This is a genomic window from Flavobacterium sandaracinum (genome assembly GCF_004349135.1).
Classification (GTDB): Bacteria; Bacteroidota; Bacteroidia; order Flavobacteriales; family Flavobacteriaceae; genus Flavobacterium; species Flavobacterium sandaracinum.
This window is the reverse complement of record NZ_SMFN01000035.1, coordinates 1-17,576: the sequence shown is the minus strand read 5'-3', so window position 1 is coordinate 17,576 and position 17,576 is coordinate 1. Positions and strand designations below refer to the sequence as shown.

The 17,576-nt window shown below is 34.2% G+C and carries 13 protein-coding genes and 1 pseudogene; 4 read left to right on the top strand and 10 right to left on the bottom strand.

The features are described 5' to 3' along the window. Positions 1 to 253 (top strand): annotated as a pseudogene (locus E0F91_RS17120) (group II intron reverse transcriptase/maturase); the annotation flags it as partial. Between the two features lie 53 nt (positions 254 to 306). On the opposite strand, the gene E0F91_RS17115 reads toward E0F91_RS17120, so the two are convergent. The 6 genes from E0F91_RS17115 to E0F91_RS17090 form a co-directional block, all read right to left on the bottom strand. Beyond that, complete coding sequence (locus tag E0F91_RS17115) at positions 307 to 837, bottom strand: hypothetical protein (RefSeq protein WP_132067590.1); 531 nt, start codon at positions 835 to 837, stop codon at positions 307 to 309. 214 nt (positions 838 to 1,051) lie between these two features. Next, positions 1,052 to 1,567 carry a hypothetical protein gene (locus E0F91_RS17110; RefSeq protein ID WP_132067589.1) on the bottom strand — a complete coding sequence of 172 codons (516 nt, stop codon included), beginning with the start codon at positions 1,565 to 1,567 and terminating at the stop codon, positions 1,052 to 1,054. A 176-nt stretch (positions 1,568 to 1,743) separates the two neighbouring features. Continuing rightward, positions 1,744 to 2,145 (bottom strand): hypothetical protein, encoded by a 402-nt coding sequence (locus E0F91_RS17105; RefSeq protein WP_132067588.1) that lies wholly within the window; start codon positions 2,143 to 2,145, stop codon positions 1,744 to 1,746. Positions 2,146 to 3,012: 867 nt separating this feature from the next. Next, positions 3,013 to 3,408: a lysozyme inhibitor LprI family protein gene (locus E0F91_RS17100; RefSeq protein WP_132067587.1), complete on the bottom strand. Its 396-nt coding sequence runs from the start codon at positions 3,406 to 3,408 to the stop codon at positions 3,013 to 3,015. 1,290 nt (positions 3,409 to 4,698) lie between these two features. Beyond that, the gene (locus tag E0F91_RS17095; protein ID WP_132067586.1) at positions 4,699 to 5,313 is read right to left on the bottom strand and encodes a hypothetical protein; all 615 of its coding nucleotides are present in this window, start codon (positions 5,311 to 5,313) and stop codon (positions 4,699 to 4,701) included. An 826-nt stretch (positions 5,314 to 6,139) separates the two neighbouring features. Further along, a complete protein-coding gene (locus E0F91_RS17090; protein WP_132067585.1) occupies positions 6,140 to 6,427 on the bottom strand; it encodes a hypothetical protein in 288 nt (95 codons plus the stop codon). An 892-nt stretch (positions 6,428 to 7,319) separates the two neighbouring features. Here E0F91_RS17090 and E0F91_RS17085 point away from each other — a divergent pair. From E0F91_RS17085 to E0F91_RS17075, 3 genes are read left to right on the top strand one after another with little or no spacing between them, the layout of a single operon-like run. Beyond that, positions 7,320 to 10,346, top strand: a complete 3,027-nt coding sequence (locus tag E0F91_RS17085) for a SusC/RagA family TonB-linked outer membrane protein (RefSeq protein ID WP_132067584.1) — start codon at positions 7,320 to 7,322, stop codon at positions 10,344 to 10,346. Between the two features lie 16 nt (positions 10,347 to 10,362). Further along, positions 10,363 to 11,754, top strand: a complete 1,392-nt coding sequence (locus E0F91_RS17080; protein ID WP_132067583.1) for a RagB/SusD family nutrient uptake outer membrane protein — start codon at positions 10,363 to 10,365, stop codon at positions 11,752 to 11,754. Positions 11,755 to 11,797: 43 nt separating this feature from the next. Next, entirely contained in the window at positions 11,798 to 14,347 is a 2,550-nt protein-coding gene (locus E0F91_RS17075) for an alpha/beta hydrolase family protein (RefSeq protein ID WP_165930160.1), read from the top strand. Positions 14,348 to 14,403: 56 nt separating this feature from the next. Here E0F91_RS17075 and E0F91_RS17070 read toward each other — a convergent pair whose 3' ends face one another. The 4 genes from E0F91_RS17070 to E0F91_RS17840 all read right to left on the bottom strand — a co-directional run. Continuing rightward, positions 14,404 to 14,673, bottom strand: coding sequence for a DUF6520 family protein (locus tag E0F91_RS17070; protein WP_132067581.1), 270 nt, complete (start codon positions 14,671 to 14,673; stop codon positions 14,404 to 14,406). A gap of 11 nt (positions 14,674 to 14,684) precedes the next feature. Next, positions 14,685 to 16,235, bottom strand: a complete 1,551-nt coding sequence (locus tag E0F91_RS17065; RefSeq protein ID WP_132067580.1) for a MauE/DoxX family redox-associated membrane protein — start codon at positions 16,233 to 16,235, stop codon at positions 14,685 to 14,687. Between the two features lie 120 nt (positions 16,236 to 16,355). Further along, a complete protein-coding gene (locus E0F91_RS17060; protein ID WP_132067579.1) occupies positions 16,356 to 17,270 on the bottom strand; it encodes a helix-turn-helix domain-containing protein in 915 nt (304 codons plus the stop codon). 37 nt (positions 17,271 to 17,307) lie between these two features. After that, positions 17,308 to 17,576 (bottom strand): DUF7793 family protein (locus E0F91_RS17840; protein ID WP_165930150.1); only part of this gene is annotated, 269 nt, incomplete at its 5' end.

Sequence of the window (17,576 nt, the reverse complement as noted above, 5' to 3'; positions counted from 1 at the left end):
GACGGACTGGAAAAAACCCGAACGCAAAAGGAAAAACCTGATGCGACTAGGGATTGACAAAGACCATGCTTATGCTTGGAGCAGAACCAGAAAAGGAGGATGGCGCATTGCTCAAAGTCCAATTCTAACCACTACTATTACCCTACTGCGACTTAAGAAGAAAGGCTATCAATCAATGTTGGAGATTTACATGGAACTCAACCCATCACTTTGCGAACCGCCGTATACGAGAACCGTACGTACGGTGGTGTGAGAGGCGCACTCCGTCAGTTTCTGGCGGAGCCGTCTACTCGATTACCAGAAGCCTTATTCGTTCTTTAATATTTGTTTTATTGGATTTAAATAAAATTTTTCAAAACTATTTTTTAGTTGTTGATTTTCATCATATGAAAAATCACGATTTATATCTTTCCAATGTCCAATTTCAAAACCATTATTTATAGAGACGAATTCTAAAGTAGTATTAGTTTCATTTCCTCTTAATGCAATATTTAAAATTCTGTTTTCGTTTGAATCGTAAAGAAAAGCAACAAACCATAATCCATTTTCAGATCTAGTGTCTTCCAATTTAAATGAATTGTTAGAGGAAATTGAGACTTCAGGGACTTCATATTTCGGATTTTTTTCTTTAAATTTTTCGATGGCTTTTATTACTTCAGTCTCTGAATAGGGAAGTTTATAAGATTCTGAAAACGGATAACTTCCAGCAGAAATCATATTCACTCTTTTCGCAACTTCATATCGAGCAGTATTACTAAATATTAGAATTGTTGAAAGTATTAATATTAAAGAAGTTATAATTTTTTTCGTCATTTTTTCAAAGGTTTCTGTTAACATCCCGACGCTTCAAGCCGTTTGCGGCTTAGGAACTGCGGTTTTTCCGTTAGGAAAAAACGAAGTTATGAAAATTATTGTTTTTATTTAACGAAAACGAACATATGGCTTGAAACGGCTGTTACCGGCTGTAACAACACGTTTGTTGAGCACGTTCGTTTGCCTATTCCAAAAGTCTCGGTTTATCGCTAAAATCCCACCATCAAATTTTTTTAATTTAGTGCTTGAATGCGTTTTTAGGAATTTTTTTCTGGAATTCAATTTTATATTTCTCCAAATCGTTTTTATCATTCAACTCGTAGTTTAATAAGATTAAACTATTATTCGGATTTCCCTTTTCATAAATTACTAAATAGTCAGAATTAAAATTGGGTTTTTCAACAGGGAAACTATTGTAGTATGTGTCATCATATTGTTTAACTATTTTAATATTATTCACATAATATTTAAACTTAATATAACTAATTGCTTTTCCTTTTACTCTTATAAGTTTTATAACTTTCCCATTAGTGACATCAAAATTTTTCACTAAAGATTGTATTTGATTGTCATTTCCGATTATGTCATAAATTTTAAAAGGTATAGCAATTATAATAATAATCAATATCAATTTCAACTGAGAGTTGATTGTTTTATAATTCTTTACAACATAATAGAAAATACATACTGCTATTAGCGCTAGAAGAATACTAAAAAAATTAGTATGAGATTGTAAATTATTAAAATTATCCATTTTTAAATATTTCGGTTTAGAGGCAATTATAGCCGGTAACGTTATGCCAATTTGAGATAGCTGGAAGTTCGTAACCTTTCAATTTTGGCTTTGCAAAAAAGTTGATGCGAAACGCTAATTCCATTAAATCACACACTAGCTCAAAATAGGTGTTGTGCGTTCGGTTTTATTTTTATTCATACTTCCCAAGGATTTGCTTTTTCTTTCCAATTTTTCCACTCTAATTTAATTTTAGCGATTATTTTTTCGCCAGCAAATGCAATAGTTTCTTCGTGTGTTTGATAAATTACCCAATCTGCATTTTCATTAGTAAAAAAAATACCTAGCGAAGCATATTCTCTTATTGAAATTTGGGAGTAGACATTTTCTTCTCTAGCTTCGTTAAAGGAATAAATTTCCCCAATAATTACTTCTAATAAGATTCTATTTAGTTTTTCGTAACCAAATTCATTTTCAAAATTTTCAGAATCAAAATATATAGTATTTTCAGTTGGCTCTCCTAATAATGGAATCCAAAATTCATACGGATTTATATTCCAGTTCTTTTTGAGATTATCTTTTACAATTTCTATTTCCATTTAAAATATAATCTTTTTTTTTGTGTATGAAATTTCGCAAATTATTGTTGATTTTAATTTCGGTTGTCTGTCGCTCCATACTGACGCACAACGTTAGTCTGTGAAAAAAACTACGTTGTATTATCTCCAAATATAACAAAATACTTGTATAAAAAGAAGATTTTTCGTATTTTTAAGAATGCAAACCATCACATGTATTTCCCGTCAACAATTGGGTTTTTGAAATTTAGAAGATACTATAAGTCCCGATAATCAGGTGCGATTTATAGATGCCTTTGTCGAATATATTGACATCTCTAAGCTTGATTTTGCTATAAAAACGCTCAAGACCGAAGGTCGCCCGAGTTTCAATAGTAAAGTGTTTATAAAAATCTATTTATAAGGTTATCTCAACGGGGTCAGGATTGGCCGAGATCTAGAAAAAGAATGTTTGAGAAAAATTGAAATGCAATGGCTTTTAGAAAATATTCGTCCCTATTACCACAGTATTACCGATTTTAGAAAAATAATCCAATCGCATCAAAGAACACTTTCAAACTATTTGTTTCGTTATTGAAAGATGCTAATTCGATAAGTGGCGAAACCATATCTAGCGATGGTTTTTTGGCGGTAGCCAAAAAACAATTTCCTGTTAAAACTAATTTTATGGGTAAGATAATTTGTGTTCAAAAGTGACCGAAAACACTAAACTAAACCCAAAATACTACTCTAAAAAAAAGAGGACACTAAATTCTCTTGATATTCTCTCTCTAAACTTTACGATAACTCCTTAGTAACTGCCAGTGAACGGTTTCGTTCAACCGGAGTTTCATTGTTCGTGCTGCGCACGCAACGAATCTCTAGCTGTTAGCAGCAGGTTTTTGAAAGTTAATTTTTGTTTTTTATTGAGCCTGCACAGCCATCACCTTCTTCGATTCCATTCAACCAAACTTTCAATTTTTTGGTTCTTTCTTTGGTTAATTTAGTTAGTTCGATACTCCAACATAAAGGAAACATACTTCCGTATTCCAATTGCTTATTTTCTTCTGGAAATAATGCGTTCATTTCTGCGTCTCGAAATTTAATCCAAGCTTTTTGGACTTCTTTAAGTTTTAGTATAAATTTTGAATCACGTTTATAATCTTTCAGAATTTGCTGGTAAACTGTGTTCAATTCTTTGTCTGCTTTTTCATAATCTTTATATGCTTTCTGATTCATTTCTGACTGAGTTTGACTAAAGCTTAAATTATAAGCAAAAAGAAAAATTACTAATAGGATTCTCATGATGATTTTTGTGTTAAGTTGTTGAACTTGCTGCTAACGTCAGTCTGTGAAAAAACCTTCGTTGTATTATTATCAAATATAACAAAATACTTATATAAAAGAAGATTTTTCGTATTTTAAAGAATGCAACACAGCACCGGAATTTCCCGCTGCCAAATGCGTTTTTCAAGTAGAACATACTATAAGTCCCGATAATCAGGTGCGATTTATAGATGCTATTGTAGAGCTTATTGACATCTCTAAGCTCGATTTTGCTGTAAAAACGCTCAATACCGAAGGTTTCACAAGCTTTAATAGTAAAGTATTTCTAAAAATATATTTGTAAGGTTATCTCAACGGAGTTAGAAGCGGTCGAGATCAAGAAAAGGAATGTTTCAAAAGCATTGAAATGCAATGGCTTTTAGAAGATATTCGTCCTAATTACCAAGCATTACCTATTTCAGAAAAATAACCCAATCGCATCAAAGAAAACTTTCAAACTATTTGTTTCGTTCTTGAAAGATACTGATTTGATAAGTGGCGAAACCAGAGTTATCGATGGTTTTTTGGCGGTAGCCAAAAAACAATTTCCTGTCAAAACTAATTTTATGGGTAAGGTAACTTGTGTTCAAAAGTGAAGGAAAATACGAAACCAAACCCAAAATACTTATCAAAAAAAAGGAGACACTAAATCCTTTTAAAATTCTCTCTCAAACTTTACAATAACTCCATAGTTCTTAGCAGTGAACGGTTCCGTTAAACACGGTTTTCGTTGTTCGGCTTGCAGCCGCAACGAAACTCTAACTGTTGGCAGAAGATTTGATGTAGTTGTTTGCTTTTCTATTCGTTCATAATTTTAATAATTTTCATTGTGATAATTAAAAGCAGTTTTTGGACAAACCAAAAACTACTTTAGTTATTCTCCTGGTTTATTTTGAAATTCTAAATTATGATGCTATTTTAAACCATAAAACTTTTGAAACAAATTTTGTGTTCGATAAATTTTTAAAATGAATATGGTGGTTTTTCACATGTTATTATACAAATATAATTAACAATAAAAATAAGAGATTAAGAGTTAATCTAATTGCAATTGATAATAATTTTGTATGATATTCCTGTTGCGCATTTTTATTCTTTAATAATTGAAATAACAGATAAAAAATTATGATAAAATTTAGCAGAAAAGGTATTGTAGAGATAAACTTTAGTGGGTAATCTAAGTTTATTTTTCTCACAATGAAATCCGTGATATAACCAATTATGTATAGAACATTTATAAAGTCAGATAATACGCTATATTTTTTTATATTATTCACCATAAACGCAGTCAGCAAAATCGTAAACCATTAATGCCACTCCAACATATCCTAGATATCGTTTTCCAACTAACTTTAAAGCGCCAATCATTGTTTCGACAGTTCCTAGAGCTAGTGAATTTGTATAAAGTGATCTAATACCACTTATTCCCAATGCAAAACTCGCACAACTTCTAATTCTATCCCAGTCAACACTATCAGATTGAGCTTGGTATTGAAAATTTACTATAAATGACAATTCTGCTAATTGTTCATCAGTTAAATTCAGGATTTCTTGCTGCTCTGTAAATGTCAAATTTTGAAACTCAATTGTTGATGTAATTTCATTAATCATAGCATTATGAATAGCTTCTCCATTTTCTATTAATGGTTGCAATATTATTTGCATTTCGTTTTCAGCATTTTGTTTATCAAGTGTTTTCGAATTTTGACTTCGTTTTTTATAGTTTTCAATATTGTACATTACAGTATTTAATTGTTCAGGTTTTAAAAGTACTGTTGAGTAATCAAAGCTTTTTCTAACTTCGACTTCATCTGTAGAACAACTTGTAAATAAAGTTCCTGTAAGTGTAATAGTGGCAATTAAGCCAAAGATATATTTTTTCATAATATAATTTTCTTCCCACTTATATTAATGCGAAATACCGCAAGGACGATAACTTTAGGTACTATTTCGATGAGTTTATAAGCTCTGATTAATTGTACCGCCCCGCTAGCTCAAATATAAACACATTTTTTCGAATCAATTCTTTTCTGATGTACTGTTTTTACTCGGTTTTTAATCAGTTTTCGTTGTTAACGTCGGTTCTAAATTTTCTGCCAACATTTATATATCAGCTCTACTATGGCTGAAATACACCCAAATCAGAGTGGAATTGTCTGTAAAAAATATTTTAACTATTAAACAAAAAATTATTTATACCAGCGAATCTTTATGATAGGTTGGGTTTTATAGTTATATTTCATTTAAATTTTGTTTTCGAAAGTATAAAGAAGAAATGAAATGTAAATACAGTAATAACCACCTTTAACAAATAAGGTAGTTTTTAAGTAAAACATGTTAAAATTTTAGAAATGGTCTTAAATAAATTTTTGCTTTATAGCTAGTTTGACTAAAATGGTGTCAGTATTAACATAAAAAACGTTTTTCAAAATGCTATTTTTTGGGCATAGCCTCTCTAGTTAGGTTGATAGTACATTCCAACTAATTTATTTGATTCTTTAAATAAAAATAAAAGATTGTGAAAATTGTAATATCAAACATTAACCCCTTTTGCATATTTTATTTATGTCTAAAAATAAATTTAACAAAGAAAATTTATTTTTGCAGTGAATTCAATTCCTCTGTAGCGGATAAGATTAAATACCGAATTGATAAGTTTTCTAAATTGTTAGAAAATAAAAAAGGATGCGTAGGCATCCTTTTTTTATATTTACTTGTTTTTTTCTTCAAAATAATCTTCATAAAGTTTTTCACCATACTCGTTCTCTAGTATTTTAAAAAAATTAGACATAGTAACTTCTTTGTAGTAACAAATTTTAGATAGTGTATGCATTGGAATATTATAATTTCCATCACTTTTAATTTTTGCAATTATTGAATCATGAACAACAAAAAAACTTGCCAATTTATCATTCGAATCTTCTGGATTAAACCAGTTATTCCTAATAAATTCACAGATATAATTATTTATTTTATATTTTCTTTTTATTGTACTCAATTGTAGTGTGATTAATTATTTAAACAAATAAAAAGACTTCTATTAATATTTTTACACGCGATAGCGTGCGTTTGAAATATTTTTATTATATTTGAAGAATAGTTTACAATTAAAAAAAAATTGATTGTAAATTTGCGATTCTTCATTTAAAAAAATATGAAGCATTCGCTTTGAATCTCGGACAGAAAACTGGCGTTTTTAAAACCACGAGAGGATAAGTAAGATGCTCACGTCCCATGGCGTGGGCTCACTTATTGTGGTTGGTGCCGCCAGTACCTCTGTTCGATAAGCTGAGTTCCATGCCATTTTTTATGCGCAAAAGTTACTCTCTTTTATTCTTAGCAAATCTTCTTTTTTACAGTATCGTAAATCAATTAATTGAATTAGTTAGTTTGGAAACGCACTGCCTGCGTTGGGCTGCAACTGGCAACGGCAGTGTACTTTCCTAAAAAAAAACAACATCAATTCAAAAGCCTTAGCACCCAAAAAAAGAGTGCTCTCAAGATCTGTGGTAACAGCAATAGCGCAAATCGAAATAATAAATTGAAAAACAGGAAACAAACAACGAAAACATGAAATACTATAAAACTATAAAAGTTACTTTAATTCTAGCTTTAATTACACTGATAATTTGTTGGCTTTATGGTTCCGATGCTTTTATATAAACAGCAATAACTAAGAAAAATAACTATTTATTTTCACATCACACAGCTTGCTTAGATGTGACAACACCTAATAAATACAGATAACGCCTATGACTTAAAAAATAAAAATCTATGCCTTAGCACTTTCGAGGCTAATCAGAAAAAAAAGGCCCTCTAACTCTTCTTGCCGGACGAATAGAGGACCATCGTAAAACAAAACTCACATTTCATTTAACTAAACCAATATTATGAAAATTATTTCATTAAACAAAGGATTAGGAGCACTTTGGTATTCGCTTATTTTCGGCCTTTACCTTTGCTGCACCCCTGCTCAAGCCAACAAAGTACTGAGGCAAATACAGTCCCCACCCCAACAAATTCAAATAAGTGGCACCATTACTGACGGTACAAGCCCATTACCAGGTGTCGCCATTTCCATAAAAGAAAAAGCGACAACCGTTACTATCTCTGATCATAACGGCCAATACAGGCTCACAGCATCACCGGACGATATTTTAGTTTTTGTTTTCATGGGATTTAAAACCGCTACAGTTCCCATAAACGGTCAAAAAACAATTAACATCCAATTGCAGGAAGACATAACCTCTTTACAAGAAGTCCGCGTCAACGCAGGCTACTACTCCGTAAAAGAAAGTGAACGCACAGGAAGTATTGCTAAAATCACCGCTAAAGACATTGATAAACAACCCGTTTCCAATATATTGGCTACTATGCAGGGGCGTATGGCGGGTGTCGATATCGTTCAGGACGGCGGAACCGCAGGTGGTGGATTTCAAATAAAGATAAGGGGCCAAAACAGCCTGCGTGCTGATGGTAATTCACCTTTGTATATAATTGATGGTGTACTGTATTCGTCTGAAACTATCGGTTACAGCAATACAACGACTGGAATGCCAACAACAACCAGCCCATTGAGCAGTATTAATCCTAGCGATGTTGAAAGTATCGAAGTATTAAAAGATGCAGATGCTACGGCAATTTATGGTTCCCGCGGAGCAAATGGCGTGGTGCTCATTACCACCAAAAAAGGGAAAGCCGGTAAAACTAAGTTTAGTATCACTTCTTCAACGGGAGTTGGAAAGGTTACGAAGTTTATTAACCTTATGAATACGGAACAATATCTTGCCATGCGCAGATCTGGTTTTGCTAATGACGGTATTGTTAATTATCCTGCAAACGCATATGACATCAATGGCACGTGGGATCAAACGCGGTATACTGACTGGCAGAAGGAATTGTTAGGAGGAACTGCTAGAATTACTGACCTTCAGGCTAATGTTTCAGGAGGTTCTACACAGACTCAATACCTTCTGAGTGGTACACGAAGAACAGAAACAACTGTTATTCCCGGAGACTTTGCCTATCGCAGAACTTCAGTCCGCTTTAATATGAACCATACTAGCGAGGATACTAAATTTAAAATATCTTTCGCTGGTGGTTATACTATTCAAGACAATAAACAGCCTTCTACCGACCTCAGCAGGATTGCGCGTAACCTGGCTCCAAATGCGCCAGCGCTTTACGATACTGATGGAAACTTGAACTGGAAAAACAATACCTTTCAAAATCCTTTGGCACCTTTGAAATCCTTTAGTACAGTAAAAACAAAAGATTTAGTTGCCAATGCAATACTCAGCTATTCAATACTGCCCAATCTTGAAATCAAAGGAAATTTTGGATTTACAGAATTAAATAACGACGAACGTAAAATTACGCCGTCGACTATTGTTAATCCATCATTAGGTATTACCAGTGCAAATTCCTCTGCCCATGAAAATGCTACTGAAAGACAATCATTGCTTTTTGAACCACAACTGCACTGGAAAAAATCCTTTAACAACAGTACAATAGACCTTTTACTTGGGGGCACTGCACAACAGCAAACCACCTCAAGGCTGTTTACGCAGGGTGTTGGTTTTGCAAGCAATTCGCTAATCAACAATATGGCTTCGGCTACTACAAAATACATTTGGGCCAGTGACGTAACCGAGTATAAATACCAAGCTTTCTTTGGCCGACTTAATTACAATTACAGGGATAAATATATAGTAAATGCAACAGGGCGCAGAGATGGTTCTAGCCGTTTTGGACCAGGTAAGCAGTTTGCCACTTTTGGGGCTGTAGGTGCTGCATGGTTGTTTACTAATGAGAGTTTCCTGAAGGATAGCAAAGTGCTAAGTTTTGGGAAATTAAGAATGAGTTATGGGGTTACTGGCAATGACCAAATTGGGGACTATCAATTCCTAAACACGTACGGTAGCACAGCATTAAATTATCAAGGAATTGTTGGTTTAGAGCCGAACCGTTTATTCAATCCTGATTTTGGATGGGAAAGCAGCAAAAAACTAGAAGCTGCACTGGAAACTGGTTTTATGAATGATCGACTTTTCTTAACCGTGGGCTGGTATAAAAATCGATCCTCCAATCAGTTAGTAGGAATACCAGTTCCGGGCACAACAGGGTTTACATCCATCAATGCCAATCTTGATGCCACGGTAGAAAACAAGGGTATTGAAGTTACACTGCGCACGGTAAACAGTAGCAACAATGATTTTAAATGGACTACGAACTTTACTATTTCAGGATCGCAAAATAAACTGGTTTCATTTCCTGGACTGGCAGGTTCAACCTATGCCAATCGGTACGTCATTGGCGAATCAACCAACATAATAAAGGTATATCAATATACCGGTGTTAATCCGCAAACAGGATTGTTTGAAGTGGCCGACCTGAATGGAGACGGCCTATTGACCTCAGCAGGCGACAAACAGAAAACAATGAACCTTAGCCCTAAATATTTTGGTGGTTTACAAAACCAACTACAGTATAAAAAATGGCAGCTGGATTTCCTATTGCAGTTTGTTAAACAACAAAATTACAATTACAACCCTAATGTGCAAGGTGGAGGAAATTTAAACCAAAGTAGCGATATGGTTAACGCTTGGCAACAGTCGGGTGATGTCGCGCCATACCAAATGAACACTTCTGGAACAAACAGTGCCGCGGTAAATGCCTATTATCGTTATGTGGACAGCGATGCAATGATTGTTGATGGTTCCTATATCCGCTTAAAGAACATTTCACTGAGTTATGATCTTCCTTTACAACATAAAGGTATTAACTGTAAACTGTCACTTCAGGGCCAAAATGTATTGACGTTTACACCATACAAGGGTGGTGATCCTGAATTTAAAAACACAGGCTATCTGCCTCCGCTAAGAGTTCTTACCGCTGGAGTTCAACTTAATTTTTAATCTTAATTTTTAATTTATGATACACTATAATTATACCTTTTTTACTTGGGAAAGACTAAAGATTTTCATCATGGTTCTGTTTTTGAACAGTTGCATCTCATGCGATAACTACGTTGAGGTAGAGCAACCCAATTCACAATTAACAAGAACTGCCGTGTTTGAAGAAATGAGCACGGCCAATGCAGCAATGGCAGGATTATATGCAAAAATGCGCAATAACGGCGTTCTTGCAGGTAGTGGCGGTGCATCAGTTTATCTTGGATGGTATGCTGATGAATTTGATTATTATCAGGCGAGTAACAGCAACTTTTACAACAACACTTTATTTCCTGCTGAGTCTACAGTTACCTCAATATGGAATTATAGTTACCGACAGATTTATGAAGCCAATGCTATTATTGAAGGTGTAACAAATTCAGTATTGTTGCCACAGGCTGGCCGGAATCAGTTAAAAGGCGAAGCCCTATTCATAAGAGCGTTACTTCATTTGTACCTTGTGAATATTTATGGGGATGTCCCTTATGTTAAAACAACAGATCATCTTGTAAACAGCAAAATAAGCAGAATGTCAACAGCTTCTGTATATGAAAATAGTATCGCTGATCTGGAAGAATCAAATCTCTTGTTGCCTGAAGCCTATGTTACCCCCGAACGTGTTCGGCCAAACCGCTTTGCTGTTCAGGCAGTATTAGCACGAACCTACCTATATATGGGTGCTTACGCTAAAGCTTCAAATGCTGCTTCGGCAGTGATCAACAGTCCATTGTATATATGGGAAACGGACTTAGACAAGATATTTCTAAAAGGAAGCACAACAACAATATGGCAGTTTATGCCTAACGCTGCCGGTATGAATGCTAATGAAGGAAGTTCCTATATTTTTCCAACCGGACCTCCAACATTGATTGGTTTACGACCTGATTTTATTTATACGTTTGAAGCAAATGACAAGCGTAAAGCACGTTGGACAAAAGCAGTTACCAACGGTAGCTCGACTTGGTATCATGCTTTTAAATATAAGCAGCGAACCACAACACCAAGTTCTGTTGAATACTCGGTAGTCCTCAGACTTGCAGAACAATATCTTATCAGAGCTGAAGCAAAAGCCAAACAGGGAGATTTGACAAATGCTAAAGCTGATATAAACGTAATCCGGAATACGGCTGGATTACCCAATACTACGGCAGTCACTGCTGATGATATAGTAACGGAGGTGTTAAGGCAACGACGATTTGAATTATTTACCGAGTTTGGACAACGCTTTTTTGACCTAAAAAGAAGCGGTTTAATAGATAATGTACTATCAATTTCCAAACCTGGTTGGAATTCTACTGACAAGTTTTGGCCTATACCTGAATTGGAACTGAACGCTAACCCAAATCTGAACCCGCAAAATCCAGGATATTAAAATGACTACAAGATATTTTTCATATTTATTTCTGTTTTCCCTTATGAGTACCTGCCAGTTAGTCGGTCAGGTTTCTCATAAAAAACAGTTGACGGAGAAAGAGTATGACAAATGGGGAACATTAGGAATAAAGGCACTATCAGATAATGGAAAATGGGCTAGTTATGAAATGACATATAAAAACCAAAATGATACTTTATTTCTACAAAGCACCAATACTAAAATGTCGTTTTCTTTTCCAAGAGGTCGTGATTCTCGTTTTGCAGGAGAAAATTTATTTGCTTACATGGTCGGTGATGAATTGAGAATTTATAATTTGATAAATCATAAAAATATTATCATCAAAGACGTACTCTCTTACGATCTTACCGCTGGTCAAAAGTGTATTATTACACTGCATAAAGGTAATGTTTTACAAGTCCATAACATGGATGGTAAACTGGTGGAACGTATGGAGCACGTTAACGAATACAAAATTAATAGCGATTGTACGGCATTGGTTTTCACGTATAAATCTGGCAATGAATACCTAGTTGAAAGCATTAAATTAAGTCATTATAAGCATACCGTTCTAAGCCGCAGCAACACACCGTTTAGCAGGTTTACATGGCAAGAAAATGGAAACACTGTTGCTTTTGCCAATGGAAGCCTTTTATATTATTACCAATTTGACACTAATCGTTTGTTATCGTTAGATATTCCTAAAGAGGATGGAAACAACCTAATAGAGATTGCGAGAGGCAGCTTAAATCCGATAACGATTGCTGATGATGGTAAAAAAGTCTTTTTCAGCACAACAAAAACTTCCGCAGGCATTCCGAAAAAAAATGAAGAAAAGGTAGAAGTTTGGAATGGAAACGACGCATCTCTATATCCCGCACAACAAGCATTGGAAACATCACCCATCCCAAAACTGACGGTTTGGTTCCCACTAGAAAATAGTTATAAAGTGCTGAGCAATGAGATAGAATTCAGAGCCCGTTTAAATGCCACCAACGACTATGTAATCTTATCTAATCCTTATAGTTACGGCTTACAAACTAAATATTATGAAGAAGTTGATTATTACATTAAAAATGTACACACTGGTAGTGAAAAATTATTTTTAAAGCAACAATCGCATGATCCGAATCAATTATGTTTTTCACCTACTACTAATTTAATTGCTTATTACCGGGATAAAAATTGGTGGCTTTATAATCCGGAAAAAGATACTACTATCAACCTAACAAAAAGAATTGAAACTATCTGGGACAACAGCCATGAAGTGCCGCATCAGTTTAGAGCATACGGATGTGCCGGCTGGACATCAGATGGAAAGAGCATCTTAATAAATGATGCTTATGATATTTGGAAGGTTTCCTTGGAAGGTTTCCGAGCTGTCCGGCTGACGCGAGGAAAAGAGGAACAAAAAATTTACCGTATCAGTAAAATGGAGTATGAAAAAATAAAACTGCGTGGATATGAAACTGGTGGTTTGAGAGCATTGTTTGATTTGCAAAAAAATAGTATGCTTGAGGTTGTAAATACTTTAGACTGGTCAATGGGTTATGAAACTTATAACTCTGGAACTGGCTTAAAAATAGTTGCATACGATGATATGTATTTTAATGGTATTAAAAAAAGTAAAAACAACTGTTATTTGTATAGCAGCCAAACCTTTTCACAGCCTCCACAGATCGAATTTTCGAGCAGTGCTAAATCAAAAAGCAAAACATTATTTAAATCAAATAAACAACATGCAGAGTACTTTTGCGGTAAATCTAAACTGATCCACTATAGCAATAGCGAAGGGAAAAAATTAAAAGGAGCTTTGTTCTTTCCTGCGCCATTTGATGCGTCCAAAACATATCCAATGATAGTCAGTATCTATGACCAGCAATCTAAAAAACTGCATCATTATAGCAATCCTACATTAAGTAACGAAGATGGTTTTGCAATCAGCAATTATACTTCAAGCGGCTATTTTGTCCTACTTCCTGATATAACTTATACCGTGGGTGCCCCAGGACTGTCTGCACTTGATTGTGTTACAGCTGCAGTTAAGACCGTAATTGCAAATGAAAATGTTGACCCTGGAAAAATTGGATTGATTGGACACTCGTTTGGAGGATATGAAACGGATTTTATAATTACTCAAACTGATATTTTTGCAACGGCAGTTAGTGGTGCAGGAATGAGTAATATTGTTGGACGTTATTTTGAAATAGGTAAAAGTATTACAGGCCAAAGCGAAATGTGGCGTTTTGAAAATCAGCAATTTCGTATGGGTTCCTCATATTTTAGGAATAAGCAAGCCTATTGGAAAAACAATCCCATTAATGAATCAGACAATGTAAAAACACCACTTTTACAGTGGGCAGGAAAAAAAGACAGAGTAATTCCATATGAGCAAAGCGTATCTTTTTATTTAGCGCTACGACGCCTTGGAATTCCAACTATATTATTGATTTATCCTGATGAAGTACACAGCATTGAAAAAACAGAAAACCAAAAGGATTTAAGCCTACGTATTGCCCAATGGTTTGATTTTTACCTAAAAGATAAAAAGGATATTAGATGGATTAATGCCGGTACTATTATTCAAAAATAAATAATGCAGTTTCATCTACTGAAACTGCATTATCTTTTTAGAATTAGTGTATTCAGCTAGTTAACACGTTTTAACGGCTGATCGCAAATTGTCCCATTAAGCCCGTAAGCAGTAAAACCTCCCGGAGCTGTACAAGCTTGTCCAACACCTGGTTCACAATCTACACTAACTTCCACACAATCTAATTCGCTGGGATTGTGGATATAACCAAACATAGAAGTAGTTGTTTTACTTTCGTTTGATTGTTCTGTACTAACGGCAGCTGCGCTTGCCAAAGTGAACGCTGCAATTGGCAGCATAAACAATTTAATGAATTTCATTTTCATGACATATAAATTTAAATTTTTGATCTACTTTTTTCTACAGGTTTTCGATCTACATTCCTGCTACCGGCCGATATATTTTTATTTTTAAATTTAGATTTTATCCTGGGGCCAAATTCATATTTAAGGAGATAGTGACCCGCTACTATGTAGAGCGCTTCGGGAGTAGCATAACAATTTTTCATTGGAAACCCGTCTTCATCGTATATATAGAAACTTAATTGATAGGTATGGTTTACTATATCATAGACATCTATTACTGTTGCATTTTTCCAAACTTCTTCATTTTCAAACCTACCCCGTAGCATTGAATTAACCAGTAATAAATTATTTGTTATAGCAGTAAATTGATTCACAAGTAGCGGCGGTGCTGCCATTTTCTTATCACCTGACTTTTTAATTTTTGCTAGTTTCAACTTTGCCCTGGTAGTTGTGTCTATTGTATTGCCCCGATATTCCAGATTTAAATTTTCATCGGTCACAATATATTGATTCCGATAGTAGTAGGTATACACAAATTTTTTCAGCTCATAACTGTACTGCATTGTTCCATCCGTATCAAATAGTCCATCAATTTGCTTTTGAAGTATGGAGGAATTAATACGTACTTCCAAACTATCTGAATTACTGACTGCAGCCAAAATATTTTCGAATCTGTCAGGCGTTTGGCTCCTTATGATGAATTTAGATGCGTTGGGGAATACGATATCACTAAAACCATATTCCGATTCACTGATTACCTTCGCTTTCCAATCTGAAACTAACCCCTTATAAATTACGGGTACGGTTCCATCAAATAGATAAAAATAGGGATAAACGACTTTCATCTGAAATGCTTTAAACTTAAAGTCCTCACGATTTAACTTAATTGTAAAATGCTTTTTATTTTTTAGTTTGGTATCAAATACAAAAACCTGTAACGGTGCTAAGCGGTCAGTTAAGTAGACCTTTTCCTTTGTTGCACCCGCTATGTACATGGAAGTGTTTCGCAAATCTATACTTGCTACTTTGGCTGCCGTGCCTTGGGGCATCCGTCTAATGAATGGATTTTCCTGATGCATTACAACCTCAGACAATAAAAATAAGCTCCATAGTATTGCTACACCAATACTGCCTCCGATTATTGAAATTTTAATGGTGTGTTTAACTCCCTTTAGTAATAGAATATTAGTCAATCCCAGAAGTACAAATACAATATTAAACACGAGATGTTCTCTCCATCCTAATTTTTCCAAAACACCACCGCAGGAACACGGAACAAAAGAGGTAAAATTAAGAATCATTACTATGTAGACTGTAAATAAGAACATGAGAAAACAGCCGGCATAAATTGCATATACTCTATATTTAGGAATCATCAGAAATATAGCAATGATAATTTCTATAGATGGAACAGTGAACGCCAATACATCAGCAAAAATTGTTAACAATGGTGATTGACCAAGCTGAACTTGAAAGTTTTGAAAGTCTAAAAATTTACTTACTGCCGCATAAACAAACAACACAACATACAGTAGACAAACCGTTTCAATAATAATACTTTTGATTGTTGCAGGTAATTTCATATCGTTAAACTTTAAAATTTAATCCGATATAAAATTCTGAATTTAAAAATAATAACGCTTGTCTTATTGGGAGCAAAACTTGACCAAAACGGATAAAGTTTGAAAAACTATGATTTAATCTTAAGGTTGATAAGTAAAACCCGTATCATTTCGCTTCATTTCATATGGTGAAAAACCAAATCGCCTTTTAAAGGATTTTGAGAAATTGGGATAATTATTAAAACCATTCATGACAGAAATGTTTTTTAATGGTATTCCAGTATGTTCAATCATGAAGTGAGCTCTTTTGAGTCGCTCATCATTATAAAACTGATAAATACTAGTCTTAAAAAAATAACGAAAACCATCTTTTAATTTATGTTCATTAGTGCCAAATTTAGATGAAAGTACTTTTAATGAGGGAAGTGGTTCCTCAAGGTGTGCTAAAATATAATCATAAAGTTTTTGAATCAATAGTGCATCTGCCTTTCGAGTTTTATTATGTTTTTCATTTTCAAAACCATACAATAAAGGAGTGTAAGGATCTTGACGCTCAGGAGTAACCAGATTTATTATAATTTCCGAACGATTAACTAATCGCACAACGGTACTAGCAACTGCAATAGGTAAATAGTCTTTAGGTGTGAAATGTAGTGTAATAGTAGTATGCAAAGTACTATTTGCCTCAAGTACTTCTTGAAGTTGTTCAAAAGAGACCGCAGTAATAATGTCCGCCAAAGATAAGTTTAGCAACTCAGATTCTGAATAACCCAAAAAGGGAGTAACTTCAGATGTAAAGCTCTTAATTAAAAAAGAGAAATCTAAAACTAATGTGCTTAAAGCCGTAAATTGATGTGTCTTATGTGTATTCACGTAACCAATTTGAAAAATCGACTCCTTCATTTCTTCCGCTACCATATTAATTAAAACAACTAGCGTTTCCAATTGTTCATCATTTGAACTTAAAGGAATGCGCGTGTTGAAATTGCCACGTGCCATCTCAAATAACATTTGATGAATTGTAACAATACGCTCTTCGTTGTATGTTTTATTCATAAGATTAAACTTTTAATTTTTTATCTTATAGTAAACGCTAAACAAACCCTTTTAGATAAATTAAAGCGTCATCTTCTTTCGTGAAAATTTGAGTAGGTACAGAGGGCTTACTAATCTCTACATAAAAAGTACTAATAATCAAGGAAAGTTTTTCATTTACAATAAGTGCTACTGCTTGCGTCAAAATAGAGCCCGACTGTGCTAAATGATCTCTTCCAGCTTTCTCAGTAGCAACAACACCCCTAATATCACATAAAATAGGATAAGTACATTCGTTTTGAAAATGAATTCTATCGGTTACAACGC

What these genes read in the sequence shown, in the direction of transcription:
- E0F91_RS17115 (WP_132067590.1), bottom strand. Translation starts at nt 837, where the DNA reads ATGTTAACAGAAACCTTTGAAAAAATGACGAAAAAAATTATAACTTCT.
- E0F91_RS17110 (WP_132067589.1), bottom strand. Translation starts at nt 1,567, where the DNA reads ATGGATAATTTTAATAATTTACAATCTCATACTAATTTTTTTAGTATT.
- E0F91_RS17105 (WP_132067588.1), bottom strand. Translation starts at nt 2,145, where the DNA reads ATGGAAATAGAAATTGTAAAAGATAATCTCAAAAAGAACTGGAATATA.
- E0F91_RS17100 (WP_132067587.1), bottom strand. Translation starts at nt 3,408, where the DNA reads ATGAGAATCCTATTAGTAATTTTTCTTTTTGCTTATAATTTAAGCTTT.
- E0F91_RS17095 (WP_132067586.1), bottom strand. Translation starts at nt 5,313, where the DNA reads ATGAAAAAATATATCTTTGGCTTAATTGCCACTATTACACTTACAGGA.
- E0F91_RS17085 (WP_132067584.1), top strand. Translation starts at nt 7,320, where the DNA reads ATGAAAATTATTTCATTAAACAAAGGATTAGGAGCACTTTGGTATTCG.
- E0F91_RS17080 (WP_132067583.1), top strand. Translation starts at nt 10,363, where the DNA reads ATGATACACTATAATTATACCTTTTTTACTTGGGAAAGACTAAAGATT.
- E0F91_RS17075 (WP_165930160.1), top strand. Translation starts at nt 11,798, where the DNA reads ATGAGTACCTGCCAGTTAGTCGGTCAGGTTTCTCATAAAAAACAGTTG.
- E0F91_RS17070 (WP_132067581.1), bottom strand. Translation starts at nt 14,673, where the DNA reads ATGAAAATGAAATTCATTAAATTGTTTATGCTGCCAATTGCAGCGTTC.
- E0F91_RS17065 (WP_132067580.1), bottom strand. Translation starts at nt 16,235, where the DNA reads ATGAAATTACCTGCAACAATCAAAAGTATTATTATTGAAACGGTTTGT.
- E0F91_RS17060 (WP_132067579.1), bottom strand. Translation starts at nt 17,270, where the DNA reads ATGAATAAAACATACAACGAAGAGCGTATTGTTACAATTCATCAAATG.